This is a genomic window from Anaerococcus murdochii (genome assembly GCF_019957155.1).
GTDB classification, from domain to species: domain Bacteria; phylum Bacillota; class Clostridia; order Tissierellales; family Peptoniphilaceae; genus Anaerococcus; species Anaerococcus murdochii.
The window spans coordinates 463569-486075 of sequence record NZ_JAIPME010000002.1 but is presented as its reverse complement, the minus strand read 5'-3'; the positions used below and the strand labels follow the sequence as shown (position 1 = coordinate 486075).

At 36.6% G+C, this 22507-nt stretch carries 27 protein-coding genes, 1 pseudogene and 1 riboswitch; of the genes and pseudogenes, 23 read left to right on the top strand and 5 right to left on the bottom strand.

Going from position 1 to position 22507, the window contains the following annotated elements; all coding sequences use genetic code 11:
- The 12 genes from sufB (at position 1) to thiE (ending at position 8807) form a co-directional block, all read left to right on the top strand.
- Positions 1 to 1413: a Fe-S cluster assembly protein SufB gene (sufB, locus tag K8P03_RS02710; RefSeq protein ID WP_223418113.1), complete on the top strand. Its 1413-nt coding sequence runs from the start codon at positions 1 to 3 to the stop codon at positions 1411 to 1413.
- On the top strand, positions 1413 to 2456 hold the full coding sequence (locus tag K8P03_RS02705) for a SufB/SufD family protein (protein WP_223418111.1): 1044 nt from the start codon (positions 1413 to 1415) through the stop codon (positions 2454 to 2456). Before sufB ends, K8P03_RS02705 begins: the two co-directional genes overlap by 1 nt.
- Before the next feature lies 1 nt (position 2457).
- Positions 2458 to 3678, top strand: coding sequence for an aminotransferase class V-fold PLP-dependent enzyme (locus tag K8P03_RS02700; RefSeq protein ID WP_223418110.1), 1221 nt, complete (start codon positions 2458 to 2460; stop codon positions 3676 to 3678).
- Positions 3678 to 4109: a Fe-S cluster assembly sulfur transfer protein SufU gene (gene sufU / locus K8P03_RS02695; protein WP_223418109.1), complete on the top strand. Its 432-nt coding sequence runs from the start codon at positions 3678 to 3680 to the stop codon at positions 4107 to 4109. The genes K8P03_RS02700 and sufU overlap by 1 nt, the downstream gene beginning before the upstream one ends.
- A complete protein-coding gene (locus K8P03_RS02690; RefSeq protein WP_223418108.1) occupies positions 4096 to 4278 on the top strand; it encodes a hypothetical protein in 183 nt (60 codons plus the stop codon). The genes sufU and K8P03_RS02690 overlap by 14 nt, the downstream gene beginning before the upstream one ends.
- A gap of 78 nt (positions 4279 to 4356) precedes the next feature.
- Positions 4357 to 4452: riboswitch (TPP riboswitch) on the top strand.
- Positions 4453 to 4600: 148 nt separating this feature from the next.
- On the top strand, positions 4601 to 4750 hold the full coding sequence (locus K8P03_RS02685; RefSeq protein WP_223420719.1) for a hypothetical protein: 150 nt from the start codon (positions 4601 to 4603) through the stop codon (positions 4748 to 4750).
- Complete coding sequence (locus tag K8P03_RS02680; RefSeq protein WP_223420681.1) at positions 4726 to 4797, top strand: hypothetical protein; 72 nt, start codon at positions 4726 to 4728, stop codon at positions 4795 to 4797. The genes K8P03_RS02685 and K8P03_RS02680 overlap by 25 nt, the downstream gene beginning before the upstream one ends.
- A gap of 1 nt (position 4798) precedes the next feature.
- The gene (gene thiF, locus K8P03_RS02675) at positions 4799 to 5404 is read left to right on the top strand and encodes a sulfur carrier protein ThiS adenylyltransferase ThiF (RefSeq protein WP_223418107.1); all 606 of its coding nucleotides are present in this window, start codon (positions 4799 to 4801) and stop codon (positions 5402 to 5404) included.
- Positions 5394 to 6164, top strand: coding sequence for a thiazole synthase (locus K8P03_RS02670; protein ID WP_223418106.1), 771 nt, complete (start codon positions 5394 to 5396; stop codon positions 6162 to 6164). The genes thiF and K8P03_RS02670 overlap by 11 nt, the downstream gene beginning before the upstream one ends.
- A gap of 1 nt (position 6165) precedes the next feature.
- A complete protein-coding gene (gene thiH, locus K8P03_RS02665) occupies positions 6166 to 7323 on the top strand; it encodes a 2-iminoacetate synthase ThiH (protein WP_223420680.1) in 1158 nt (385 codons plus the stop codon).
- A 51-nt stretch (positions 7324 to 7374) separates the two neighbouring features.
- Positions 7375 to 8196 (top strand): hydroxyethylthiazole kinase, encoded by an 822-nt coding sequence (thiM, locus tag K8P03_RS02660; protein WP_223418105.1) that lies wholly within the window; start codon positions 7375 to 7377, stop codon positions 8194 to 8196.
- Entirely contained in the window at positions 8193 to 8807 is a 615-nt protein-coding gene (gene thiE, locus K8P03_RS02655; protein ID WP_223418104.1) for a thiamine phosphate synthase, read from the top strand. The genes thiM and thiE overlap by 4 nt, the downstream gene beginning before the upstream one ends.
- A gap of 123 nt (positions 8808 to 8930) precedes the next feature.
- Here thiE and K8P03_RS02650 read toward each other — a convergent pair.
- The 5 genes and pseudogenes from K8P03_RS02650 to K8P03_RS02630 all read right to left on the bottom strand — a co-directional run.
- Positions 8931 to 9695 (bottom strand): annotated as a pseudogene (locus K8P03_RS02650) (IS3 family transposase); the annotation flags it as partial.
- A gap of 92 nt (positions 9696 to 9787) precedes the next feature.
- A complete protein-coding gene (locus K8P03_RS02645; protein ID WP_223418103.1) occupies positions 9788 to 10192 on the bottom strand; it encodes a helix-turn-helix domain-containing protein in 405 nt (134 codons plus the stop codon).
- A 33-nt stretch (positions 10193 to 10225) separates the two neighbouring features.
- Positions 10226 to 10381 carry a transposase gene (locus K8P03_RS02640; protein ID WP_223418102.1) on the bottom strand — a complete coding sequence of 52 codons (156 nt, stop codon included), beginning with the start codon at positions 10379 to 10381 and terminating at the stop codon, positions 10226 to 10228.
- 239 nt (positions 10382 to 10620) lie between these two features.
- Positions 10621 to 10866 carry a hypothetical protein gene (locus K8P03_RS02635; protein ID WP_223418101.1) on the bottom strand — a complete coding sequence of 82 codons (246 nt, stop codon included), beginning with the start codon at positions 10864 to 10866 and terminating at the stop codon, positions 10621 to 10623.
- Entirely contained in the window at positions 10863 to 11351 is a 489-nt protein-coding gene (locus tag K8P03_RS02630) for a dihydrofolate reductase (RefSeq protein ID WP_223418100.1), read from the bottom strand. The genes K8P03_RS02635 and K8P03_RS02630 overlap by 4 nt, the downstream gene beginning before the upstream one ends.
- 59 nt (positions 11352 to 11410) lie before the next feature.
- Here K8P03_RS02630 and K8P03_RS02625 point away from each other — a divergent pair, with 59 nt between their 5' ends.
- The 11 genes from K8P03_RS02625 (at position 11411) to tnpA (ending at position 22505) form a co-directional block, all read left to right on the top strand.
- A complete protein-coding gene (locus K8P03_RS02625; protein WP_223418097.1) occupies positions 11411 to 11968 on the top strand; it encodes a chromate transporter in 558 nt (185 codons plus the stop codon).
- A complete protein-coding gene (locus K8P03_RS02620) occupies positions 11958 to 12512 on the top strand; it encodes a chromate transporter (RefSeq protein ID WP_223418095.1) in 555 nt (184 codons plus the stop codon). Before K8P03_RS02625 ends, K8P03_RS02620 begins: the two co-directional genes overlap by 11 nt.
- Positions 12513 to 12518: 6 nt before the next feature.
- Positions 12519 to 14123: a sensor histidine kinase gene (locus tag K8P03_RS02615; RefSeq protein WP_223418093.1), complete on the top strand. Its 1605-nt coding sequence runs from the start codon at positions 12519 to 12521 to the stop codon at positions 14121 to 14123.
- Between the two features lies 1 nt (position 14124).
- Complete coding sequence (locus K8P03_RS02610; protein WP_223418091.1) at positions 14125 to 14868, top strand: response regulator transcription factor; 744 nt, start codon at positions 14125 to 14127, stop codon at positions 14866 to 14868.
- 102 nt (positions 14869 to 14970) lie between these two features.
- Complete coding sequence (locus tag K8P03_RS02605; protein ID WP_223418089.1) at positions 14971 to 16056, top strand: ABC transporter substrate-binding protein; 1086 nt, start codon at positions 14971 to 14973, stop codon at positions 16054 to 16056.
- A gap of 1 nt (position 16057) precedes the next feature.
- On the top strand, positions 16058 to 17131 hold the full coding sequence (locus K8P03_RS02600) for an ABC transporter ATP-binding protein (RefSeq protein WP_223418087.1): 1074 nt from the start codon (positions 16058 to 16060) through the stop codon (positions 17129 to 17131).
- The gene (locus K8P03_RS02595) at positions 17115 to 18773 is read left to right on the top strand and encodes an ABC transporter permease (RefSeq protein WP_223418086.1); all 1659 of its coding nucleotides are present in this window, start codon (positions 17115 to 17117) and stop codon (positions 18771 to 18773) included. The genes K8P03_RS02600 and K8P03_RS02595 overlap by 17 nt, the downstream gene beginning before the upstream one ends.
- Before the next feature lie 157 nt (positions 18774 to 18930).
- Positions 18931 to 19944 (top strand): LacI family DNA-binding transcriptional regulator, encoded by a 1014-nt coding sequence (locus tag K8P03_RS02590; protein ID WP_223418085.1) that lies wholly within the window; start codon positions 18931 to 18933, stop codon positions 19942 to 19944.
- 240 nt (positions 19945 to 20184) lie between these two features.
- On the top strand, positions 20185 to 20811 hold the full coding sequence (locus K8P03_RS02585) for a bifunctional 2-keto-4-hydroxyglutarate aldolase/2-keto-3-deoxy-6-phosphogluconate aldolase (protein WP_223418084.1): 627 nt from the start codon (positions 20185 to 20187) through the stop codon (positions 20809 to 20811).
- The gene (locus K8P03_RS02580; protein WP_223418083.1) at positions 20811 to 21836 is read left to right on the top strand and encodes a sugar kinase; all 1026 of its coding nucleotides are present in this window, start codon (positions 20811 to 20813) and stop codon (positions 21834 to 21836) included. Before K8P03_RS02585 ends, K8P03_RS02580 begins: the two co-directional genes overlap by 1 nt.
- 198 nt (positions 21837 to 22034) lie before the next feature.
- Positions 22035 to 22505, top strand: coding sequence for an IS200/IS605 family transposase (tnpA, locus tag K8P03_RS02575; protein ID WP_223418082.1), 471 nt, complete (start codon positions 22035 to 22037; stop codon positions 22503 to 22505).
- Positions 22506 to 22507: the final 2 nt, after the last annotated feature.

Below are 22507 nucleotides of genomic sequence, written 5' to 3'. Positions count from 1 at the left end.
ATGAAAGAAATTAATATTGAAGAACAATTAAAGGACATAGACCGCGGTTACTATGATTTCTTTAATGAATTTATATATTCAGATATTACAGAAAAGGGCTTGAATGCTGATATTGTAAATGAAATATCTGATAAGAAAAACGAACCAGATTGGATGAGAAAGAGAAGACTTAAATCTCTAGAACTTTTTGAGAAAATCGATAATCCTTCTTGGGGTCCAGACTTATCAGAGCTAGATATGGCTGATATTACAACCTATGTCAAGCCACCAACAGATAAAAAATCCTCTTGGGAGGCCCTACCAGAAGACATCAAGGATACCTTCGATAGACTTGGTATTCCACAAGCTGAGCAAGAATCTCTTGCTGGTGTTGGTGCCCAATACGATAGTGAGGAAGTTTACCACTCTATCCAAAAACACTTATCAGACCAAGGTGTAATTTTCATGGATTTCACATCTGCTATTAGGGAACACGAAGATTTGGTCAAGAAATACTTCCAAAAGGCAATTCCCCCTACACTTCATAAGTATGCAGCCCTCCACGGTGCTGTTTGGTCAGGCGGATCTCTAATTTACGTGCCAGAAGGAGTTAAGGTTGATATTCCACTCCAATCTTATTACAGGCTAAATGCCCCAGGAGCTGGCCAATTTGAGCATACAATGATTATTGCTGAGGATAATTCAAGAGTCCACTTCATCGAGGGATGTTCTGCGCCAAGATATAACGTGGTTAACCTTCACGCAGGTTCTGTAGAAATTTTTGTCGGCAAAAACGCCGAAGTTAGATTTTCTACTATAGAAAACTGGTCAAGAAATATGTACAACCTAAACACCAAGCGTGCCATTATCCAAGAAGGCGGCAAGATGATTTGGGTATCAGGATCTTTTGGTTCAAAAGTGTCTATGCTTTATCCAACATCAGTTTTAGCTGGTGAGGGAGCAAGTGCTGAGTACACTGGTATTACCTTTGCAGGTGACGGTCAATATATAGACAACGGTTGTTCTATGATCCACCTTGCCCCAAATACCTACTCAACAGCCCTAACTAAGTCAATTACTGCAGGAAACGGTAAGTCCATGACCCGTTCTTTAGTTGAAATGAGAAAGAACTCCCAGGGTTCTAGATCAACTGTAGACTGTGAAAACCTCATGATTTCTGAAGAAAGTCAATCAGATACAATTCCAGTTTTAGATATTAGAAATGACGACGTCGACTGTGGCCATGAGGCAAAAATTGGTTCAATTGACCAAGGCCAGGTATTTTACCTAATGAGCAGGGGTATTCCAGAAGATGAAGCAAAATCAATGATTGTAAGAGGTTTTGCTGAGCCGATTTCTAAACTTCTACCACTTGAATATGCAGTTGAAATGAATAACTTGATTGATATGGAATTGGAAGGAGCGAACGGCTGATGGCAAGAATAAATGAAATGAGGGCCTTAACTTGGGCCTACCTAGGTCTAAACAAGGCTGATTATGACCTAGTTGAAATTAAAAACCAGCCTTTTTATGGAAATTCTGTAAAAGAAGGCCAGAACCAAGTTCAAACAGCCTTTTCAGGCGAAACTTACGGCCTTTCTCCAGAAATAAATAAGGAAAATAGAGACTTTAGAAATCACTTTTTAAGTTTTGATATAGATAAAAATAGGGAAACTGAATTTATAAACTTAGAAATGAACGACGAAAACAACATCCTTGTATCAAGCATTGAAATTAACGCAAGAGAGAATACTTCTTCTTCATTTTTAGTTAATTTTGCAGACCTTGCTCAGGGAAAGATTTTTATAAATTCTCAAATCCTAGTTAATTTAGAGAAAGATTCTAAGGTGAAACTCGTAGTTGTAGTTGACCTTAAAAACGACTCTACCAACCTAAACTCAATCGCAACTAGACTTGCCGACAGGTCAGAGCTTGATATTACTTATATTGAAATCGGAGCTACAAAGTCCATGGTTAATATCAGAAATATCCTAAGAGGCGAAGAGGCCAAAGTCGTAGAAAATGGTGTTTACTTTAAATCAAAGGAAGAATACCTAGACCTAATGGCTGTAAATGAGCATTTTGGCATAAATACAGATTCAAATACCCTTTTTAATGGCGCTTTAAAAGATAAGGCTGTTAAAAACTTTAAGGGTATTGTCGATTTAAGACGTGGTTGCACCAAGGCTGACGGCAAGATTGGAGATTATTCAATGATGCTTTCAGATGCGGTTATTAACAAGTCTGCACCTATCCTTCTTAATGAGGAAAGGGAAGTAGCCGGCAAGCACGCAGCAAGCGTGGGTAGGATGAATAAGGAAATGCTATTTTATATCATGAGCCGTGGATTTAGCAAAAAACAAGCAGAATCCATGATGCTTGAGGCAAATTTTGCCCCAGCTCTTGATAAGATTGAAGACGAAGATCTTCGCAAGTTAATAGCAGACGAAGTTCACGAACTAAATAGCAGGAATTAGTATGGATGTAGCAGAAATTAGAAAAGATTTCCCATATATTGACGGGGCCAAGGTCGGCAAGGACGTAATCTACCTAGATACAGCCGCCACAAGCCAAAAGCCAAGACAGGTAATCGAAGCAGTTGACAATTATTATAGGTATAAAAACGCCAACCCTCATAGGGGTGCCCACTACCTTTCATGGGTAGCTACAGAAGCCTATGAAAATGGTAGGGAAGTAATTAGAAAATTTATAAATGCAAAGTCTCGAAATGAAATAGTCTACACAAAGACTACCACAGAGGCAATGAACCTTCTTGCCTATTCCTATGGACTAGATAATTTAAAGGCGGGCGATGAGATTTTAATTACAATCTTAGAACACCACGCCAACCTTGTTCCATGGCAAATGGTGGCAAAGGCCACTGGGGCAAAGCTTGTTTATGCCTACTTAAAAGACGATCATTCCCTTGATTATGAAGATTTAAAGTCAAAGATTAATGAGAAAACAAAAATAGTTTCAATAACCGGTGCATCAAATGTGACTGGGGAAATTATTGATGTAAAAAAAATAATTGGCTGGGCAAAAGAAGTAGGAGCAACCACAATCGTTGATGCAGCCCAACTTGTAGCCCACAAAAAAATTGACGTCACAGACTTAGATTGTGATTTCCTTGTATTTTCTGGCCATAAAATCTATGCCCCAATGGGCATTGGTATTCTTTATGGAAAATATGACCTACTTGATAAGATGAAACCTTTTAACTTGGGCGGAGATATGATAGAATATGTCTATGAAGATTATTCAACCTTTGCCAAGGCACCTATAAAATTTGAGGCCGGAACACCAAATGTTGGTGGAGTTATTGGCCTAATAGAAGCTATAAAATATGTGGATCAAATCGGCATGGATAAAATCCACGCCCATGAGATGGAATTAACTCACTATGCCTATGACCTAATCAAGGACATAGAAAATATCAAAATCGTCCATCCGACAAGTGTTGAGGAGGGGGCTCTAATTTCCTTTACTTTCGATGACGTCCACCCACACGACATAGCTTCTATCCTAGATTCTAAGAATGTAGCTGTAAGAAGTGGCCACCATTGCGCCATGCCTCTACACACCTATCTTGGAATCTCATCTACAGCCAGGGCATCTTTTGCGATTTATAATACAAAAGAAGAAGTTGAAATCTTTGCAAAAAGCTTAAGAGAAGTTAGAAAGGTGATGGGACTATAATGGATATGCAAGAAATATACAGTCAGATTATCCTAGATCATTCAAGAAACCAAGCCAATAAGCATGACCTAGAAGACCCTGACATCAAGGAAGACGGCCACAATCCATCTTGTGGTGATGAAATAGTTTTGCAATTAAAACTCGATGGAGATAAGATTGTGGACGCAGCCTTCACAGGCGACGGCTGTGCCATTAGCCAGGCAGCCACATCTGTAATGTGCGATATGCTGGTTGGAAAAACTATAGATCAGGCTGATAAAATGGCAGACATCTACCAAAGGATGATCAAAAGAGAAGATGTGACAGATGAAGAACTTGAAGAATTAGAAGACGCTATAGCCTTCAAGAACATTCAAAATATGCCACAAAGGGTAAATTGTGCCCTACTTTCTTGGAACACCCTAAGGGCTGTTATTGATGAGAAAAAATAATTTAGACCAATTGGAATTTTATACATCGCTAGCAAGTGCGATTTTAGTCTATGTATTGGCTTATTTGCAATACTCCAAAGGCAAGGAAGTCTGGTGGCTAATCTTAATTGCAGCCATCCTTATGACGGCCAATGCCTATGTGAAATACAAAAAAATAAATAATTTATAGGCAATTTTAATATATTGAAAATAAAAGCAAATATTAGTCAAAAATAAAATTGAAATTATTAGGAATTTGCCTTATAATATTAGTAGCTAGGGGTGCTAGTAGCTGAGAGATGAATTCATCAACCCTTTAAACTTGTAGGTTAAGACCTTCGTAAGAAAGCTAGAAAAAGAGTTTAAAGGCCCCTAGGAGGGGTCTTTTTTAATGAAAAATTCCCTCTCCTAGAAGGGCAAAGAAAATTAAGTAAAGATGCTTAGGCACTAAAGGGGCATACCACCTCGGGTATGGTTGTCCTTTTTGTGCCTTTTTTTGAGGGGGTGAGTAAGTGATTAAGGTAAATGACAAGGAGGTTTTCTTCCTTGAGGGGGAAAATCTCAGGGATTTCTTAATAAGAAATGACTACGACCCAGATTTTTGGCCTGTGAAGTTGACTGCCGATTGGTTAAAAAAGTGGATTTTGATAAATTTATCTTAGAAGATGGGGCAAAAGTGGAAGTTTTTTCCTTTGTTGGCGGGGGTTGATATGAGAAATGAAATTTTAAAAAGACAAGACCCAGAAATTAATGAAATACTCAAAAAAGCAAGTGTTTCAATCTTAGGTTGTGGGGGACTTGGTTCAAATATAGCCATGATCCTTGCCAGGTGTGGGCTTGGAGAAATTTATATCTACGATTACGATAAGGTTGAATTATCGAACCTAAACAGGCAAAACTATGACCAAAAAGATTTGGGAAAATCAAAGGTTTTTCAAATAAAGAAAAAAATTGAGGAAACTGTTCCCTGTAACAAAATTTTTGCCGAGGAAGTTCTTATTACAAAAGATAACTTAGCTGAAATTTCAGGAAAAACAGATATTTTCATCGAAGCCTTTGACAAAAAAGAGATGAAAAGCATGGTGTTTGAATATTTTTTGGGAAAAGATGATAAAAAATTAATTATGGCATCAGGTCTTTCGGGTCTTGGAGATTTATCTGATATAAAAGTGAAAAAAATAAAAAATATAAGCATGGTTGGGGACTTCAAATCAAGTCCTGAACAAGGTTTATATGCACCTTATATAGGAATTGTAGCAAATTTAGAAGCACTCTTAGCACTTAAAATTATTATAGGAGAAAGAAATGGAAAATAAAGATTATTTAGTACTTGGAGATAAGAAATTTGAGTCAAGGTTTATCCTTGGTTCTGGAAAATATTCGCCAGAATTAATTGATGCAGCTATCAAATCTGCAGGTTCACAAATGATTACTGTTGCTCTAAGAAGAGCAAATACCAAAGATGTAGCAAATATTTTAAATTACATACCAAAAGATGTTACTATCATCCCAAACACCTCAGGTGCAAGAAATGCTGACGAAGCTATTAGAATCTCAAGACTTGCCAGGGAAATGGGTTGTGGAAACTTTGTAAAAATCGAAATAATGAGAGATTCAAAATACCTTTTACCAGACAATGTTGAAACCCTAAAGGCAACAGAAATTCTTGCCAAAGAAGGCTTTGTAGTTCTTCCATATATGTATCCAGACCTAAATTTTGCTAGGGACTTAAGAGATGCAGGAGCTTCTGCAATCATGCCTCTTGCTAGTCCAATTGGCTCAAACAAGGGACTAGCTACTCGAGATTTTATAAAAATAATAATTGACGAAATAGACCTACCAGTTATTGTCGATGCAGGAATTGGTGTGCCAAGTCATGCTGCAGAAGCTATGGAAATGGGAGCTGCAGCTATTATGGCAAATACAGGTATAGCTTCTGCTAGCGATATAAACTTGATGGCCAAGGCCTTCAAGCTAGGAATTGAAGGTGGAAGGCTAGCTTACCTTGCAAAACCAGGTAGAGTTTTACAATCAGGTGCCGACCCATCTTCACCACTAAGGGACTTTTTTGACTGATATGAATATAGAAAGTGTGCTCGATTATTTTCCAGGAATGGATATAATCGATTCAGACATTAAAGAAAGGGTGAAAAAATCCTACGAAGAAGTAAAAAATATAAAAGTTACCAAGGCTGATGTGGTGGCAAGCCTAGAGTCATCAAGTATTACTCCAAGAGACTTTTATAATCTCCTAAGCGATGAGGCAGGAGAATACCTAGAGGTCATAGCCGATTTGGCAAAGGAGAAAAGAATCAGATATTTTGGCAACAATGTTTGTCTATTTTCTCCAATATATATAGCAAATTATTGCGAAAATTCCTGTAGGTATTGTGGCTTTAGGGCCAAGTCTGATATAAAAAGGGCCAAATTAACCTTTGATGAAATCGAAGCTGAGATGAAGGCTCTTGCCGATACAGGTATTGAAGACGTGTTAATCTTAACTGGGGAATCTAAAAAGTTTTCGTCTATAGAATATATTGCCGAAGCTTGTAAAATTGCTAGCAAGTATTTTAAGGTGATAGGCATCGAGGTTTATCCTGCCAATGTGGATGATTACAAACTTTTAAGACAAGCAGGGGCGGATTTTGTGACAGTTTTCCAAGAAACATACAATCCTGAAACCTACGATTACTACCACCCTTACGGTCACAAGAGGAGTTTTTCCTATAGGTTTGATACCCAGGAAAGGGCCCTCCAGGCTGGTTTTAGGGGAGTTGGTTTTGGAACGCTTTTCGGTCTTGGAGATCCAATAGAAGAAGCCTTTAAACTTGCTATCCACGCAAGCGAAATCCAGAAAAAATACCCTTACGCAGAAATCGCTATTTCTTTGCCAAGAATAAGACCAACCCACGGTGCAGATAATTCACTAAAATTCAACATAGTTGACGATAAAAAGTTTTTCCAAATCATGGCTGCTATTAGGATGTTTTTGCCTTTTGCATCAATCACCCTTTCAACCAGGGAGTCAAAAGATTTTAGAAACCTAGCCGTAAACTATGCTGCGACAAAAATTTCAGCATCTGTTGATACATCAATTGGCCATAGGTCAAAAGAAAGTCAAGATGAGGGTGATGAACAATTTGTAATTGACGATGCAAGGTCAACTGCAGAAACCTTTGAGGACCTAAAGAACCTCGGCATGACCCCAGTATTTACAGACTATATAAACCTATAGGTCGGCTTTTCGAATAAATTAAAAACAATTTCAAAAAAGAAAGGAAGGGCAATGTTTGATTTAGAAAAAATATTAGAGGCCAGGGACAGGTTAAAGGAAAAATCGCCCCTAGTCCATGCCATCACCCATCCAATCGCTATAAATATGGTTGCCAATGTTATTTTATTTATGGGAGCCAAGGCAATTTGTGCAGCCCATCCTCAAGAGGTGGGAGAGATAGTAAAAATGGTTGATTCCCTAAGTATAAATCTAGGAAATATCACGGCAGAAAGGATGGTCGCTATTGATCTGGCAGCTCAGGCTGCAAATGAGAAAAAAATATCTCTAAGTATTGATATGGTAGGAGTTGGAGCATCGACTCTCCGCTATAATTTTGCAATGGATTTACTTGGTAAGTACCATTTTGATTTGATCAAGGGCAATAGTTCAGAAATCAGGGCCCTTGCTAAGGGAAAGTCAAATGCCAGAGGAATTGACGTTGGTAAAGCTGATGAAATTTCTAAAGAAAATATAGAAGAAATTGCCCGAGAAGTAAGAAATCTAGCGAAAAAATACCAAACGACAGTATTAGTCACAGGTAAAACCGACTTGGTCGTGACAAAAGATTCTTTTTACACAGTTGACAATGGAGTTGAGACCTTAAGCAAAATTACCGGCACAGGCTGCATGGTCACAGCAATGATTTCATCTTTTATGGCAGTAACTGACCCGGTTTCGGCTAGCCTTATTGGCCTACTTGTAATGGAAATTGCCGCAGAAAAGGCAGATACAGAAGGTCTTTATACATTTTTTGTAAATTTGATGGACCAAATCGGTCTGATTAGTGATTGCGAAATAAGGGAAAAAGCAAAAGTAAGGGAGATAAAATTTTGAAAAAACTATACATGGTTACAAATTCGGATAAGTATAGCGAGGAAGAATTTTTAGAAAGAATCGAATCTGCCCTCAAAGGCGGGGTAGATATCCTTCAACTGAGGGAAAAAGAAAAGACTGACCTTGAAATCCTAAATCTGGGCAAAAAAGTCAAGGCCCTTTGTGATTCCTACAAGGTACCAATGTTAATTGACGATAAGCCTCACATTGCCTGGGCTTTGGGTCTCGGGGTTCACCTAGGTGCGGACGATATTCCAATAGAGCTTGGCAGAAAACTTTTAGGACCAGAAGCCCTTATAGGGGCTACAGCAAAATCTGTGGAAGCTGCTAAAATAGCCGAAAAGCAAGGGGCTAATTATCTAGGGGTTGGGGCTATTTTTGAAACCAAAACCCACGTCAAAACCAAAAGGACAAGCTTGGAAACCTTAATTGAAATAAAGAAAAATGTAGGAATTGAAGTCTATGCCATAGGCGGCCTGAATTTCGACAACATTGACATCCTAAAAGGCTCAAGCATAGACGGGATCTGCGTTGTAAGAGCTATTATGGATAGCCCAAATGTAGAAGAAGATACAAGGAAATTAAAGGAAAAAATTAATAAAATTCTATAAAATTTCAAAAAAAGACCCGGCATTTTTAAGGTGACCCCACAAAGTTGGACCTAATACCAGAGTTAGAACTAAACTAGCTCTGGTATTTCTTTGTTCTTTCCTACCCCTAGGGGTAGGAAATTTTTATGCTGCATTCTTCTTTCTGTATTCTATTGGTGATAAGTATCCTAATTTTTCTTTTATTCTTTCTTCGTTGTAATATTCTATGAAATCTTCTATTGTCTGTTTTAAGTGTTCGTATGAATAGAATTTTCTTCCGTAATATATTTCTTGTTTTAATATTCCAAAGAAGTTTTCCATTGGTGAGTTGTCTAAGCAGTTGCCTTTTCTTGACATAGATTGGGTGATGCCGTTTGTTTCAAGTCTTGATGTATATTTCTTTGTTTGATATGCCCAGCCTTGATCTGAGTGGAATATTCTTTCTTCTTTACTTTTTTTAGTTACCTTTATTGCTTTGTCTAAGGCTTTCAAGATTGGTTCTATTGTTGGTTGTTTTGATATTTCATAGCTTAGTATTTCACTGTTGTACATGTCTAGGTATGGGTTTAGATAGAGTTTCTTTATTTGGTAGGTTCCTGTTTTATCTTTTTCTAAATACTTAAATTCTGTTGTGTCTGTTGTTATTTTTATGTATGGTTTTTCTACTTTGAAGTTTCTTTTTATTTTGTTGTCTGATATTTTTCCTACTTGTCCTTTGTAGGATGAGTATTTTCTAGATTTTCGTGAATAACTTTTTACTTGAAGTTTTAACTTTTGAACTAATCTTTGTACTTTCTTTTTGTTTATTATTAGTCCTGATCTTTTTAACATGGCTGTTATTCTTCTGTAGCCATAGTTTGGATTGTCTTTTCTTATGTTTAGTATTTTCTTTTCTATCTCTATATCTTTATTTGGTTTATTTAATCGTTTTTGCTAATACATGTATGTTGATTTGGCAATATTAAAGTATTTTAACAAGTCTTTTAGTTTGTATTTACTTCTTAAGACTTCAATTGTTTCAGCAATTGTCTTATTTCTGTATCTGTCATTTGAGATAATTCTATCTTTTTTTTTATTGCATCATTTTCTAGTTGGAGCCAATAGTTTTTTTCTTCTAATTTCTTTATTTTTTCTTTTAGTTGTGCTTCATTTAAGGAATTATCTTCTTCGTTGGTTAATTGTGCTGATGATTCTATTTTAGTATCTTTTGATTTTTTTGGGGATTTTGACATTTTTGAAGGTCTTCCTCTCTTTTTAGATTTCAGTCCTTCTATGCCTTTTTCTCTAAAGTCTATTACCCATCTTGCTATCATTAATGGATTGTTTATCTTTAATTCATTTGCTAGGCTTTGATAGGACATTTCTCCTGTTAAGTACAAGTTTACTACATTTAACTTAAATTCCAAAGTGTATTGTGTATTTTCTCTTTTTACTTTTAGTCATTCATAGCCTTGTGTTTTATATGTATTTACCCAGGTTTTTATTACTTTTTCTGATGGTATGCAATATTTATCTGATAAAGATCTATATGAGATATTGGATTCTAAATATTCTTTTACTACTTTCATTTTGAATTCTGTACTATATTTTGCCATTTAAAAACTGACCTCCTTTAGTTAGTTTTTGGTCTAACTTTTGGGGGTCAGTTCATTTTTGCCGGGTCAGATTTTTATCAAGTTATCCTAAATCGCTATTGCGACCTTTTAAAGGATGAAAATTCTCATAAATTGAGACTTTGTTTGTCTTTTAAATTACAAGACTCCATGAGTTTAGAATCCACTTTGTAAGTTCGTCTGGATTTCAAATAAAAAATTAATTTGAAATGAAAATCAAACTATAAAAACTCCACCTCATTTTCCCCAATTACCACAGAAGGCACGCCTGCCCTGTGGGTTTTTCTTACTTCTTCGTAGCCAGGGAGAGTGTCCCTGTATTTTAGAAATAGTTTTAGGCTTGGCATGGAAGAGGTGACATTTACTACATCGTAGTCCTTATATTTCTCGCTTCCGTCTTCAATTTCTCCTAAAATCCCTGCACAATCTGGGCAGAGGTCACTTACAAATAATATTTTATCTTTCATTTTCTTTCCTTTCTTATGTATCTTACAAATTTTATCTTTTTTCCTTCATCATCTATGGGTTCGCTTTCTTCGACGATTTCAAAATCTGAATCCTTATCAAAGTTGTGGAGTTTGGTGTCTGCTGGGCTTTCCTTATCAATTTTTGTGATGATTGCCTCATCAATATTGTCCAGGAAAAGCTCACAAATTTCTGCTCCACCAATTACAAAGGCCTCCTTGGGGGATTTTTCTACATAGGATAGGATTTCAGAAATGTCATTAAAAACCAAGGCCCCATCTCTTTTTAGGTCCTCATCCCTAGTTAAAATTATATTTTCCCTATTTGGAAGTGCCCTACCCATTGAATCGAAGGTCTTTCTTCCCATTATAACAATGCCACCGGTTGTAGTTTCCTTAAAATGCTTGAGATCTTTTTTTAAATCATAAAGCATCTTATTGTCCAGACCGATTGCCCAATTTTTGTCAACTGCTAGTATTAGTTTCATATTCACCTCACCTTACTTATACCCAAAAAAATAGTAAGATATAGGTAGAAAGAGGACTTATGAAAAATAAATTATGGCAAATCTTTAAATCAACTCTTTACCTTTCAGCCTTCACCTTTGGCGGGGGCTATGTGATATTGACTTTGATGAAAGATACCTTTGTAGATAAATTAAAATGGATAGATAAGGACCAGATGCTTGATATGACAGCCATTGCCCAGTCGGCACCGGGAGCTGTTGCTATAAATGCATCAATAGTTGTAGGCTATGAAACAGGAGGAATACCTGGAATGTTTGTGGCGATTTTAGGCACAGCCATCCCACCCCTTGTAATTATTTCTGTCATTTCAATGTTTTACGAGGCCTTCATAGCAAACCACTATATAGCAAGCTTCTTAAAGGGAATGCAGGCAGCTATTGCCGCCCTGATTTTTAAGGTTTCTTATGATATGGCCAAAGACTTACTAAAGGAAAAGTCAAAATTCGTGCCGGTAGTTATGGTTGTAGCATTTATTTTGGGATATTTTTTAAAGGTCAACATTGTTTATATAATCGGCGGACTAATCTTACTTGGCCTAATAAATTCGCTTATAAAAAGGAGGGGCCATGCTAATTAAATTATTTATAAGTTTTTTTAAAATCGGACTCTTCTCTTTTGGCGGAGGCTATGCAGCCCTCGCCCTAATCCAACAAGAAGTAGTCGTAGAAAACGGCTGGCTTGCAGTGGGAGAATTTAACGACCTAATCACAATAAGCCAGATGACACCAGGGCCAATTGCCCTAAACTCAGCTACCTTTGTAGGCCAAAGAGTAGCGGGTTTTCCAGGCAGCCTTGCCGCCACAATGGGCTGTATTCTCCCATCGGCGATCATAGTTGGGGCCCTTTCATATTTTTATAAAAAATACAAGGACCTGGACTTAATGACTGATGTCTTAAAATTTCTAAGACCTGCCATTGTTGTAATGATCCTAATTGCAGGCCTTGATATACTAAAAACTGCACTTTTTGATGTAAATGCCGTAGCAATAGCAAACCTTGATTTTAAAATGCTAGGTCTTTTTATCGGAGCTTTTATAATCATGCAAAAAAAAGATTACGACCCAATAAAGGTAATGCTTGCAAGTGGGGCTATTTACCTGGCCTTGGGACTGGTGGTGTAAAAGATTATGCTTTATTCGCACAAGATTTATAAGGGGATTTTTAAAAAGGTTTTGGGCTTTTTGATCCTAATCCTCCTTGGACTTTCAGGCCTTTATGTCTATATCTATTATGCTGTTGATTTCAAGGAAGTTAGGACAAATCTTGATGCCGTTTACAATGAATTTGCCCTAATTGACACGAGTTTTAAAGATTTCCTTAAGGAAAATGAAAAAGAAATAGAATCTGGTTTAGAAAAAGGCAAGGCTAGCCAAAGCTTGGTAAAATCTTATTATAGTTTGGCAAATGAGCTAGGAATCGACTACCAAATTGATTTTTATCCAACTAAGGGAAATGATTTTTCCTATAGCAAGAAGAAAAGAGATTACAAATCTTTTATGTCCTACCAAAACATTATGGGCCTTGATAGGGACGGAATTTCCACAACTTTTTTTAGGGATAGGAAGGACTTTGTCTACGTTCTTAGGGGCAAATACAAAAATGGCCAGGCAGTTTTATATATACCTGGTGGGAATATTTCCAGGAAAATCAGACTTAAGGCTGGTGGCTTTTATATAACAGATCATTATGGCAGGGTGATATTTAACGACTTGGCCTTGGTTGAAAATAATTTGGATAGGCTAAATAAGCTGAGGCCGGATTTTTTGGATAAGGGAACCTATATCGAAGAAGCCATGGATTACGGAGATTACCAAGTCCACACCATTGTCAAAAGAACCATTTCAAACGACCAATTTATTTATATCCTTTCTTTGATTTTCCTTGGGGGATTTTTAATCCTTGCCTTTTTACTAGTATCTATCAGGGGCTTTATAGAAGACTCAACAGCAGTAATTGCAAGGCTTAACGAGGAAATTGATATGGTTGCTGAAGGAGAGCTTAACCGCATCGACATAAGGACTGACGATGAGATAAATTCCATAGTAAAAAATATAAATAAGCTAATTGACTCAAAGAAAATCCTTCTAGATAAAAACGTGAGGCTCAAATACGTCAACAAGTACAATGAGTTTAAGATGCTTGAATCTCAATTCAATCCACACTTTTTGTACAACACCCTAGAGCTAATTTCAATTACCATGTATATTGACCCAAAAATATCTGACAGGCTAATCCAAGGCTTAAATGAAATCCTAAGATATTCCATAAATGACCTATCCTTTATTAGGCTGGATGAGGATATTTTCTATATTTACAAGTTCTTAGACATTGAAAAAATCAAATCTGAGGACAAATTTAAATATCAAATCGAAATGGACGAGGAAAGTGGGGAGGTCTTGGTCCCTAAACTTTTCCTCCAGCCAATTTTGGAAAATAGTTTGAAGTATGCAAGAAAATCTACTTCGAATTTGGATTTAAAAATACAAATAAAACGCAATGACAAAGATCTTTTGATAAGGATTAGTGATAATGGCAAAAAGTTCGCAAAAACAGAGATTGAGAGGCTAAATTCTTATCTGGAAGTAGAATCAAAAAAAGATTATATTTCTATGAAGCACCACGGTCTTATTAACACCTACAACAGGCTAAGGATGCTTTATAAGGATAAGGTTTGGATAGGCTTTGTGGATGATAGCGAGGGTGTTTGTGTGGAAATAAAGATAGGATTATAAGATGATAAAAGTTTTAATAGTTGAAGATGAAAATTTAATTAGGAAAAAACTCCTCCACTTCATAGACTACGATGCTTTGGGCATGGTAGTTGTGGCTGACGGATCTAATGGAGTCGAGGGAGTTGATCTTATCAAAAAATACCAGCCAGACATTGTCATTGCTGATATAAATATGCCCGAAAAAGATGGGCTTGATATGATAAGTGAAACTCTTGATTATGATTATATAGCCATAATTATTTCGGGCTACGATTATTTTTCCTATGCCCAAAGAGCACTTAAATACGGGGTTACAGACTATCTTCTAAAACCAATCAGCCTTGATGATCTAAAGGAAGCTCTGATAAATGCTAGGGAGATAATTTACAAAAAGAGAAATGTTATTTCCCAAAAAACGGACCTTGAAAATGCTGTTGATATTAGCTTAAATCCTCTTATAAAGGATACCACTGTTCTTGAGATGATTGATTATATAAAAAACAATTACGAGGAAAAAATTTCTATCTCAGACCTATCAAAGGAGTTAGCTTATTCTGAATCCATGCTTAATAGGAAGTTTAAGAAGGAAGTCCACATCACTTTTAACGAATATTTGAACAGATATAGGATAAATAAGGCTATCGATTTGCTTAAAAATTCCGATTACAATATTACAGAAATCGCTTATATGTGCGGGTATTCTTCTGCAAAATATTTTGCCAGGGTTTTTAAAAAATACCTTGGAATGTCGCCATCTGACCTATAAAAGGCAAAGTTGATTAAAAAGTACACCTATTGTGTAAAATAGTGTACTTTTTTTGTGGGCAAAAATGATATACTATAGGTAAGAAAACATTTGGAGGAAAATATGAAAAAGAAATTACTCAGTATTTTAGCAGTATTTGGACTTATCCTAGCTTCAGGATGCGGAAATAATGCTAAAGAAGAAAACGATGTCAAAGAAGAAAAGGCAGAAACAAAGGTAGAAGAATCTGCTGAAGAAGTAAAAAAGGACGATGAAGAAACTTTAATTGTTTATTCACCAAACTCAGAAGGACTTATTAACTCAATAATTCCTGCATTTGAAGAAAAATATGGTATCACAGTTCAACTAGAACAAGCTGGTACAGGCGAACTTTTCACCAAATTAAGAGGTGAAGCATCAGCTCCAGTAGCAGACGTTATCTTTGGTGGATCATTCTCAACCTATTCTGAAAACAAAGACTTATTTGAAGAATACGTTTCAAGCCATGATAGCGAACTTCCAGAAGCCTTCAGAAACAAAGATGGCTACAAAACAAGCTATACACTTGATGGTTCTGTAATTATCGTAAACAAAGACCTTACAGATGGTATAGAAATCAAAGGCTACAAAGACCTATTAAACCCAGAACTTAAGGGCAAAATTGCAACAAGTGACCCAACATCTTCATCATCAGCTTTCTCACACCTAACAAATATGTTAGTAGCTATGGGCGGCTATGAATCAGACGAAGCTTGGGATTATGTTGACAAATTATTCAAAAATATCGACGGCAAAATCCAATCATCTTCATCTTCAGTTTACAAAACTGTAGTAGACGGCGAAATGGCAGTTGGTATTTCTTATGAAGACCCAGTTATGCAACTAATCAAAGACGGTGCAGATAATATCGACATAGTTTACATGGAAGAAGGAGTTATCTTCCTACCAGCAGGTTCAGGTATCATCAAGAACTGCTCACACCCAAACAATGCTAAACTATTTATGGACTTCCTAAACTCTAAAGAAGCTCAAGATATCCTAGGCACACAAACAACAAACAGACCAATCAGAGAAGACGCAGAAGTAAGCGACTTTATGAAACCAATCAAAGATATTAAGCAATTGCATGAAGATTATGACTATGTAAATGAAAACAGAGAAAAAATCATCGAAAGATTTACAAACCTTCTTGTAGAAGCAGGAAACTAAGATGTCAAAAATTATAATCAAAGACGCCGTTAAAAAATACGGCGAAAAGACAGTAATAAAATCTGTCAACCTAGAGATCCAGGATGGTGAATTCTTCACCCTCCTTGGGCCTTCAGGCTGTGGAAAGACAACATTACTTAGGATGATAGCCGGCTTTAACTCAATTGAGGGCGGCGAATTTTATTTTAATGACACCCTCATTAACAATATGGACCCATCCAAGAGAAACATAGGAATGGTATTCCAAAACTATGCGGTCTTCCCAAATATGACAGTTAGGGGCAATATAGAATTTGGCCTTAAAGAAAGAAAAGTACCAAAAGATGAGATGGACGAGAGAGTGGAAAAAATTCTCGATATAATGAAAATCAGAGAATATGCCGACAGAAAACCTCAAAACCTCTCAGGTGGTCAGCAACAAAGGGTGGCCCTAGCAAGAGCTATAGTTATTGAGCCAGACGTTTTACTAATGGATGAGCCACTAAGTAACCTAGATGCTAAATTAAGGGTAGACCTTAGAGAAGAAATCAGAAGAATTCAAAAAGAAATTGGTATCACAACAGTTTATGTAACCCACGACCAAGAAGAAGCTATGGCAGTATCAGACAGGATTGCTGTTATGAAAGATGGAGTTATTGAACAATGTGACAAACCAAGAAAGATTTACCACAAGCCAAACAATATGTTCGTAGCTTCATTTATAGGAACAAACAATGTATTAAGTGGAAATTATGACGCAGATAATAAAGAAATTATCATAGATTCTGGAGAAAAATTCTCCTACAATCTAGGAAATCAACCTAGCCAAAGGGTTAAACTTTCAGTTAGACCTGAAGATTTTAGGCTAGATCCAAATGGAGATGTGGAAGTAAAAATCAACGATGAAGTCTTTTTAGGATCTACTATGCATTACAATGTAGAACTTAAGGATAAAACCCTTTTGAACATAATGGAAGAATCAAAGTTTGAAGAAATCAGCAGGGTAAATACAGACACTAAATTAAGGATTAACCTTGATAAGATTAACGTATTTAACGAAAAAGGAGATGTGAATCTCAATGAAAACGAAAGCTAATAAATTTGGATTTTGGAAAATAATTACCCTAGCCATCCTAGCTGGAGTTTTGATTTTTCTAATCTATCCAATCACCAGACTTTTAATCCAATCTTTTTACAACAAAGAAGGAAACCTAAGTCTTGCCAACTTTACTGAATTCTTTTCAAACAAGTACTATTTTTCAACTATTATAAACAGTTTGAAATTATCAATAATAGCCACAGCCACAACCATTATCTTAGCTACACCAATAGCTTATTTTATGAGTTTTTATAAGATTAGGGGAGCCAAGGTTTTAGAGATAATCATAATCCTAGCATCAATGTCAGCACCTTTTATCGGAGCTTATTCATGGATCTTATTGCTTGGTAGAAATGGTATAATAACAAACTTTTTTGCTGGTATTGGCCTAAATATTCCTGATATATACGGTTTTGCTGGAATATTACTAGTATTCACCTTCCAACTATATTCATTAGTATTTTTATACGCCAAGGCAGCCTTTGAAAACCTTGACGCATCCCTTATGGAAGCAAGTGAAAACTTGGGAGTAACAGGTTTTAAGAGATTTAGGAAAATAATCCTACCTCTTGTGACTCCATCACTTTTAGCAGGAGGACTTTTAGTCTTCATGAGATGTATGTCTGACTTTGGTACCCCAATGCTAATCGGTGAAGGATATAGGACTTTCCCAGTATTAATCTACAATGAATTCGTAGGTGAAGTTGGCCAAAACCAAGGCTTTGCATCAGCTATAGCCATAATTGCCATAATAGTAACCAGCGTAATTTTCCTAATACAAAAGAAAATATCAGAGAAAAATGCCTATTCGTCAAACTTCTTAAATCCAGTCCAAAAGACTAAGCTTAAAGGAGCAAAGGGTGTTTTAATCCACCTATTTGTCTACATTATAGTAGGCCTATCAATCCTACCACAAGCTTATTTAATTCTGACATCATTTAAGAACACATCAGGCAAGATATTCATTGACGGATATTCATTAAAATCTTACCACACAGCCTTTGCAAGGATGGGAACATCAATCAGAAACACCCTCCTTTTACCACTCCTAGCCCTTATAATTATCATAATCCTATCAGTTTTGATAGCCTATATAGTAGTTAGGATAAAAGGCAAACTTGCAGCAGCTATAGACGTATTCACTATGGTGCCATTTATCCTCCCAGGAGTTGTAATAGGTATAGCACTTCTAACAGGTTTTGGAAATGGAATGATGGGATCAAACTTCCTAGTCTTGGGCGGAACAATGTGGATAGTAATAGTATCCTTCGTAATAAGGAGACTGCCTTATACTCTAAGGTCAGCCACATCAACCCTCCAGTCCCTCCCAATATCCTTAGAAGAAGCGTCTTATTCGCTAGGAGCAAGCAAGTTTAAGACATTCGCACAAATCACCCTCCCACTAATGATGAGGGGAGTAGTAGCAGGCTCAATTTTATCATACGTAACCTTGATATCAGAGCTATCTTCATCCATTATCCTTACAAATTTAAAGACAAGGACAATGACAGTTTCTATCTACACAGAAGTAGTAAGAGGAAACTACGGAGTAGCCGCAGCCCTCGCTACAATGCTGACAGCATTCACAATCTTAGCCCTAATCATATTTAATATGATGGGAGCAAAGAAAAATAAATAAAATTTTCTAAGTGCCCTCTAAAGACCCCAAGGATTATTAACTTGGGGTCTTTAAAATGGGTAATTTACAAAAATCTTATTAAAAACTTATTGTCAAACGTTTTCTGTGATATAATATAATTGAGATATTATTGACATTGATAAGATGTGAGGCAAGAATGGATATTTATGATATAGCGAAGAAGTCGGGTTATTCTACGGCGACTGTTTCTAGGGTTATTAACAAGTCGCCTAATGTGAGTGACAAGGCTAGGAAAATTATAGAGGAAATTATTGAGGAGTCGGGTTATAAGCCCAATAGGATTGCGAGGAGTCTGGCGAAAAATTCTACCCAGATGATTGGGATTATGGTTCCTGATATTAGGGGATATTTTGAGAGCCAATCGGCCTATGAACTTGAAAGGAGGCTTGACAAGCTCGGTTATACCAACCTACTTTGTGTGACAACCAATAGCTACGATAAAAAGATGTCCTATCTTGATATCTTGGTTGAAAGCAAGGTTGAGGCAATAATTGGCGTTGGTTCGACATATGAGGAAAAGAAATTTTATGAAAAATTAAAAAACATGTCGGTTATCATTCCCATGGCACTTTTGAATGTTAAGACTAGCGATGAAAATGAAAAAATTGTCAATGTTTATATCGACGAAATCGAGGCGATGGACCAGTCTGTTAAGCTTTTGAAGGATAATTCTTACAAAAAACCCCTTTATGTTTCCCTCGATACCGGCTATATGTCTAGGTCTTATATCGGCAAAAAATCTGGTTTTGTGGAGGCTCTTTACAAGTACTATGACGATGCGAATTTTGTTGAGTTTAAGGTAAAAGACCCTGAAAAGGACCTGGCAAAACTGATTGATTTTTTAAAGGAAAATCCAGAATTTGACTCAATCCAATTTGAGCTTGATAGTTTGGCTGTAAGTGCCTATAAATTGATGGCAAATGAAGGAATAAAAATCCCTGAAGATATTGGCCTTATTGGCTTTGATAATATTGAGGCGACAGAATTTACCAACCAAGCCATAACTTCGATTGACCAGAGAATTTCAGACCAGGTTGAAATTGCGATAGATAACCTCCTTAAGATTTTAAACCAGGAGGAAGCCCAGACAAATATTGCCCTAGAAGCGAAATTAATCGAAAAAGAGACTACTGCTAGAAACCATAATTAAACAAATTATTTGTTTTTAGCTTTAGTATGGGAAGTAAATTCAAAAAAATTCCTTAAGATTAAATTTATCGAAAAGTACTGATTATCAAGTTTTTGAGATAAATTCTTGGGATATTTTTTGATGGATTTTCAAAAAATGTTTTCCATTCACTTGAAATTAAAAAAAATTGCCGCACAATGGTATCAGAAAAAGAAAAAAATTGCTTTAATGTTTAGCATATATTTTAGAAAGGAGTAATAAATGAGCAAAGTAACAACAATTCAACAAATCACAAAACTTGGAATAGTTCCAGTTGTAAGGGCAAATTCTGCTGACCAAGCCATAGAATTTTGCAAGGGCCTAATCGATGGAGGTATCAATACTCTTGAGGTAACCTTTACAATCCCAAATGCTATCGAAGTATTCCAAAGAATCCAAAAAGAACTTCCAGAAGACACACTCCTTGGAGCAGGCACTGTTCTTGATCCAACAACAGCAAGACTTGCAATAATGAATGGGGCAAAATTCGTAGTTAGCCCATCTTTTGATAAAGAAGTAGCAAAAATGTGTAATATCTACAACATTCCATATATGCCAGGATGCGTTACACCTGCTGAGATGCTTGAAGCATACAAGTATGGTGTTGATATTATTAAACTATTCCCAGGTTCCCTAGCAGGTCCATCTTATGTAAAAGCTATCCACGGACCATACCCACACTTCCAAATTATGCCAACAGGCGGTGTAAGCCTTGAAAACATCAAAGATTGGTTTGATGCAGGCGTTGTAGCTGTAGGTGCAGGATCAAACCTTGTTAAAGGTAGTCGTGAAGAAATAACCAAAAAAGCTAAAGAATATCTAGAAAAAATTGCGGAGGTAAGAAAATAATGAGCAAAAAAGTAGTAACCCTAGGCGAAATCATGTTAAGATTATCCACACCAGGATACGAAAGATTTGTCCAAGCAGAAAGCTTTGACGCAATCTACGGTGGTGGAGAAGCAAACGTAGCAGTTTCACTTGCAAACTATGGTTTTGATGCCTACTATGTAACAAAATTACCAAGCCACGAAATCGGCCAAGCAGCCCTAAACTCACTTAGAAGATACGGCGTAAACACAAACTACATCGTAAGAGGCGGAGAAAGAGTTGGTATTTATTATTCAGAAACAGGTGCATCTTCAAGACCATCAAAGGTAATCTACGATAGATCAAACTCAGCAATAGCAGAAGCAGACCCAAGCGAATTTAACTTTGAAGAAATCTTTAAAAACGCTAAATGGTTCCACACTTCAGGTATTACTCCAGCTATTTCTAAAAATGGTGCAGAAATCACAAGAGAAGCTATGAAGGCAGCTAAGGCTGCAGGTGCAAAAGTTTCTATCGACCTTAACTACAGAGCAAAACTTTGGACACCAGAAGAAGCTCAAAAGGTAATGAAAGACCTTATGCAATATGTAGACGTATGTATCGGAAATGAAGAAGACGCATCTCTATCACTTGGCTTTACACCAAAGGGACTTGACGTAACAAGCGGCAAGCTAGATGTAGAAGCCTACCACGAAATCTTCAAACAAATGAGAGAAGAATTTGGTTTCGATATGATCGCTTCATCACTTAGAGAATCATACTCAGCAAGCGATAACGGTTGGTCAGCCCTAATTTATGACGGCAAAGACTTCCACCAAGCTCCACAATACGACGTAAGAATTGTAGACAGAGTAGGTGGCGGAGACAGCTTTGCAGCAGGATTAATCACAGGTCTATTAGACGGTAAATCTCCTGCAGCAGCCCTTGACTTTGGTGTAGCAGCATCAGCTCTAAAACACACCATCAAAGGTGACTACAACCACATGTCTAGAGAAGAAGTAGAAGTTCTAGTTGGTGGAGACACATCAGGCAGAGTACAAAGATAGATAACTATTTAAGCAGGGTGAGTCTTCATCCTGCTTATTTTTTTGTCCACTTTAGTGAGTTGAGCGAACGAAAGAGAGCGAAACAAAAAACCACCTGCTATGCAGGTGGAGGGATTTAGCTTTAGCTTCAAGCACCAAGAAAACCTCCTTAAAGTATAATTGTGATAGTCACATGCACAATTAAACAAGGAGGTAATCATGGATAAAAATACTTTATCACATACAAGCTGGAGATGCAAATATCATATAGTTTTTGCGCCAAAATATAGAAGACAAGTAATATATAGACAACTAAGGAAAGATATAGGAAGCATACTTCGAGAATTATGTTCAAGAAAAGGAGTAAACATAATAGAAGCAGAGTTATGCCCAGATCATGTCCATATGTTGGTAGAAATACCACCAAAATATTCAATATCACAAATAATGGGATATTTAAAAGGAAAAAGTTCGCTGATAATATTCGATAGACATGCCAACTTAAAATATAAATATGGAAACAGACATTTTTGGTGTAGAGGATACTATGTAGATACTGTAGGCAGAAATGAAAAGAAAATAAAAGAATATATACAAAATCAATTAAAAGAAGATTATTATGCTGACCAAATAAGTATAAAAGAATACCATGACCCGTTTACGGGAGAGTCAGTAAATAAAAACAAATAAAA

What these genes read in the sequence shown, in the direction of transcription:
- sufB (WP_223418113.1), top strand. Translation starts at nt 1, where the DNA reads ATGAAAGAAATTAATATTGAAGAACAATTAAAGGACATAGACCGCGGT.
- K8P03_RS02705 (WP_223418111.1), top strand. Translation starts at nt 1,413, where the DNA reads ATGGCAAGAATAAATGAAATGAGGGCCTTAACTTGGGCCTACCTAGGT.
- K8P03_RS02700 (WP_223418110.1), top strand. Translation starts at nt 2,458, where the DNA reads ATGGATGTAGCAGAAATTAGAAAAGATTTCCCATATATTGACGGGGCC.
- sufU (WP_223418109.1), top strand. Translation starts at nt 3,678, where the DNA reads ATGGATATGCAAGAAATATACAGTCAGATTATCCTAGATCATTCAAGA.
- K8P03_RS02690 (WP_223418108.1), top strand. Translation starts at nt 4,096, where the DNA reads ATGAGAAAAAATAATTTAGACCAATTGGAATTTTATACATCGCTAGCA.
- thiF (WP_223418107.1), top strand. Translation starts at nt 4,799, where the DNA reads ATGAGAAATGAAATTTTAAAAAGACAAGACCCAGAAATTAATGAAATA.
- K8P03_RS02670 (WP_223418106.1), top strand. Translation starts at nt 5,394, where the DNA reads ATGGAAAATAAAGATTATTTAGTACTTGGAGATAAGAAATTTGAGTCA.
- thiH (WP_223420680.1), top strand. Translation starts at nt 6,166, where the DNA reads ATGAATATAGAAAGTGTGCTCGATTATTTTCCAGGAATGGATATAATC.
- thiM (WP_223418105.1), top strand. Translation starts at nt 7,375, where the DNA reads ATGTTTGATTTAGAAAAAATATTAGAGGCCAGGGACAGGTTAAAGGAA.
- K8P03_RS02640 (WP_223418102.1), bottom strand. Translation starts at nt 10,381, where the DNA reads ATGGCAAAATATAGTACAGAATTCAAAATGAAAGTAGTAAAAGAATAT.
- K8P03_RS02635 (WP_223418101.1), bottom strand. Translation starts at nt 10,866, where the DNA reads ATGAAAGATAAAATATTATTTGTAAGTGACCTCTGCCCAGATTGTGCA.
- K8P03_RS02630 (WP_223418100.1), bottom strand. Translation starts at nt 11,351, where the DNA reads ATGAAACTAATACTAGCAGTTGACAAAAATTGGGCAATCGGTCTGGAC.
- K8P03_RS02625 (WP_223418097.1), top strand. Translation starts at nt 11,411, where the DNA reads ATGAAAAATAAATTATGGCAAATCTTTAAATCAACTCTTTACCTTTCA.
- K8P03_RS02620 (WP_223418095.1), top strand. Translation starts at nt 11,958, where the DNA reads ATGCTAATTAAATTATTTATAAGTTTTTTTAAAATCGGACTCTTCTCT.
- K8P03_RS02615 (WP_223418093.1), top strand. Translation starts at nt 12,519, where the DNA reads ATGCTTTATTCGCACAAGATTTATAAGGGGATTTTTAAAAAGGTTTTG.
- K8P03_RS02610 (WP_223418091.1), top strand. Translation starts at nt 14,125, where the DNA reads ATGATAAAAGTTTTAATAGTTGAAGATGAAAATTTAATTAGGAAAAAA.
- K8P03_RS02605 (WP_223418089.1), top strand. Translation starts at nt 14,971, where the DNA reads ATGAAAAAGAAATTACTCAGTATTTTAGCAGTATTTGGACTTATCCTA.
- K8P03_RS02600 (WP_223418087.1), top strand. Translation starts at nt 16,058, where the DNA reads ATGTCAAAAATTATAATCAAAGACGCCGTTAAAAAATACGGCGAAAAG.
- K8P03_RS02595 (WP_223418086.1), top strand. Translation starts at nt 17,115, where the DNA reads ATGAAAACGAAAGCTAATAAATTTGGATTTTGGAAAATAATTACCCTA.
- K8P03_RS02590 (WP_223418085.1), top strand. Translation starts at nt 18,931, where the DNA reads ATGGATATTTATGATATAGCGAAGAAGTCGGGTTATTCTACGGCGACT.
- K8P03_RS02585 (WP_223418084.1), top strand. Translation starts at nt 20,185, where the DNA reads ATGAGCAAAGTAACAACAATTCAACAAATCACAAAACTTGGAATAGTT.
- K8P03_RS02580 (WP_223418083.1), top strand. Translation starts at nt 20,811, where the DNA reads ATGAGCAAAAAAGTAGTAACCCTAGGCGAAATCATGTTAAGATTATCC.
- tnpA (WP_223418082.1), top strand. Translation starts at nt 22,035, where the DNA reads ATGGATAAAAATACTTTATCACATACAAGCTGGAGATGCAAATATCAT.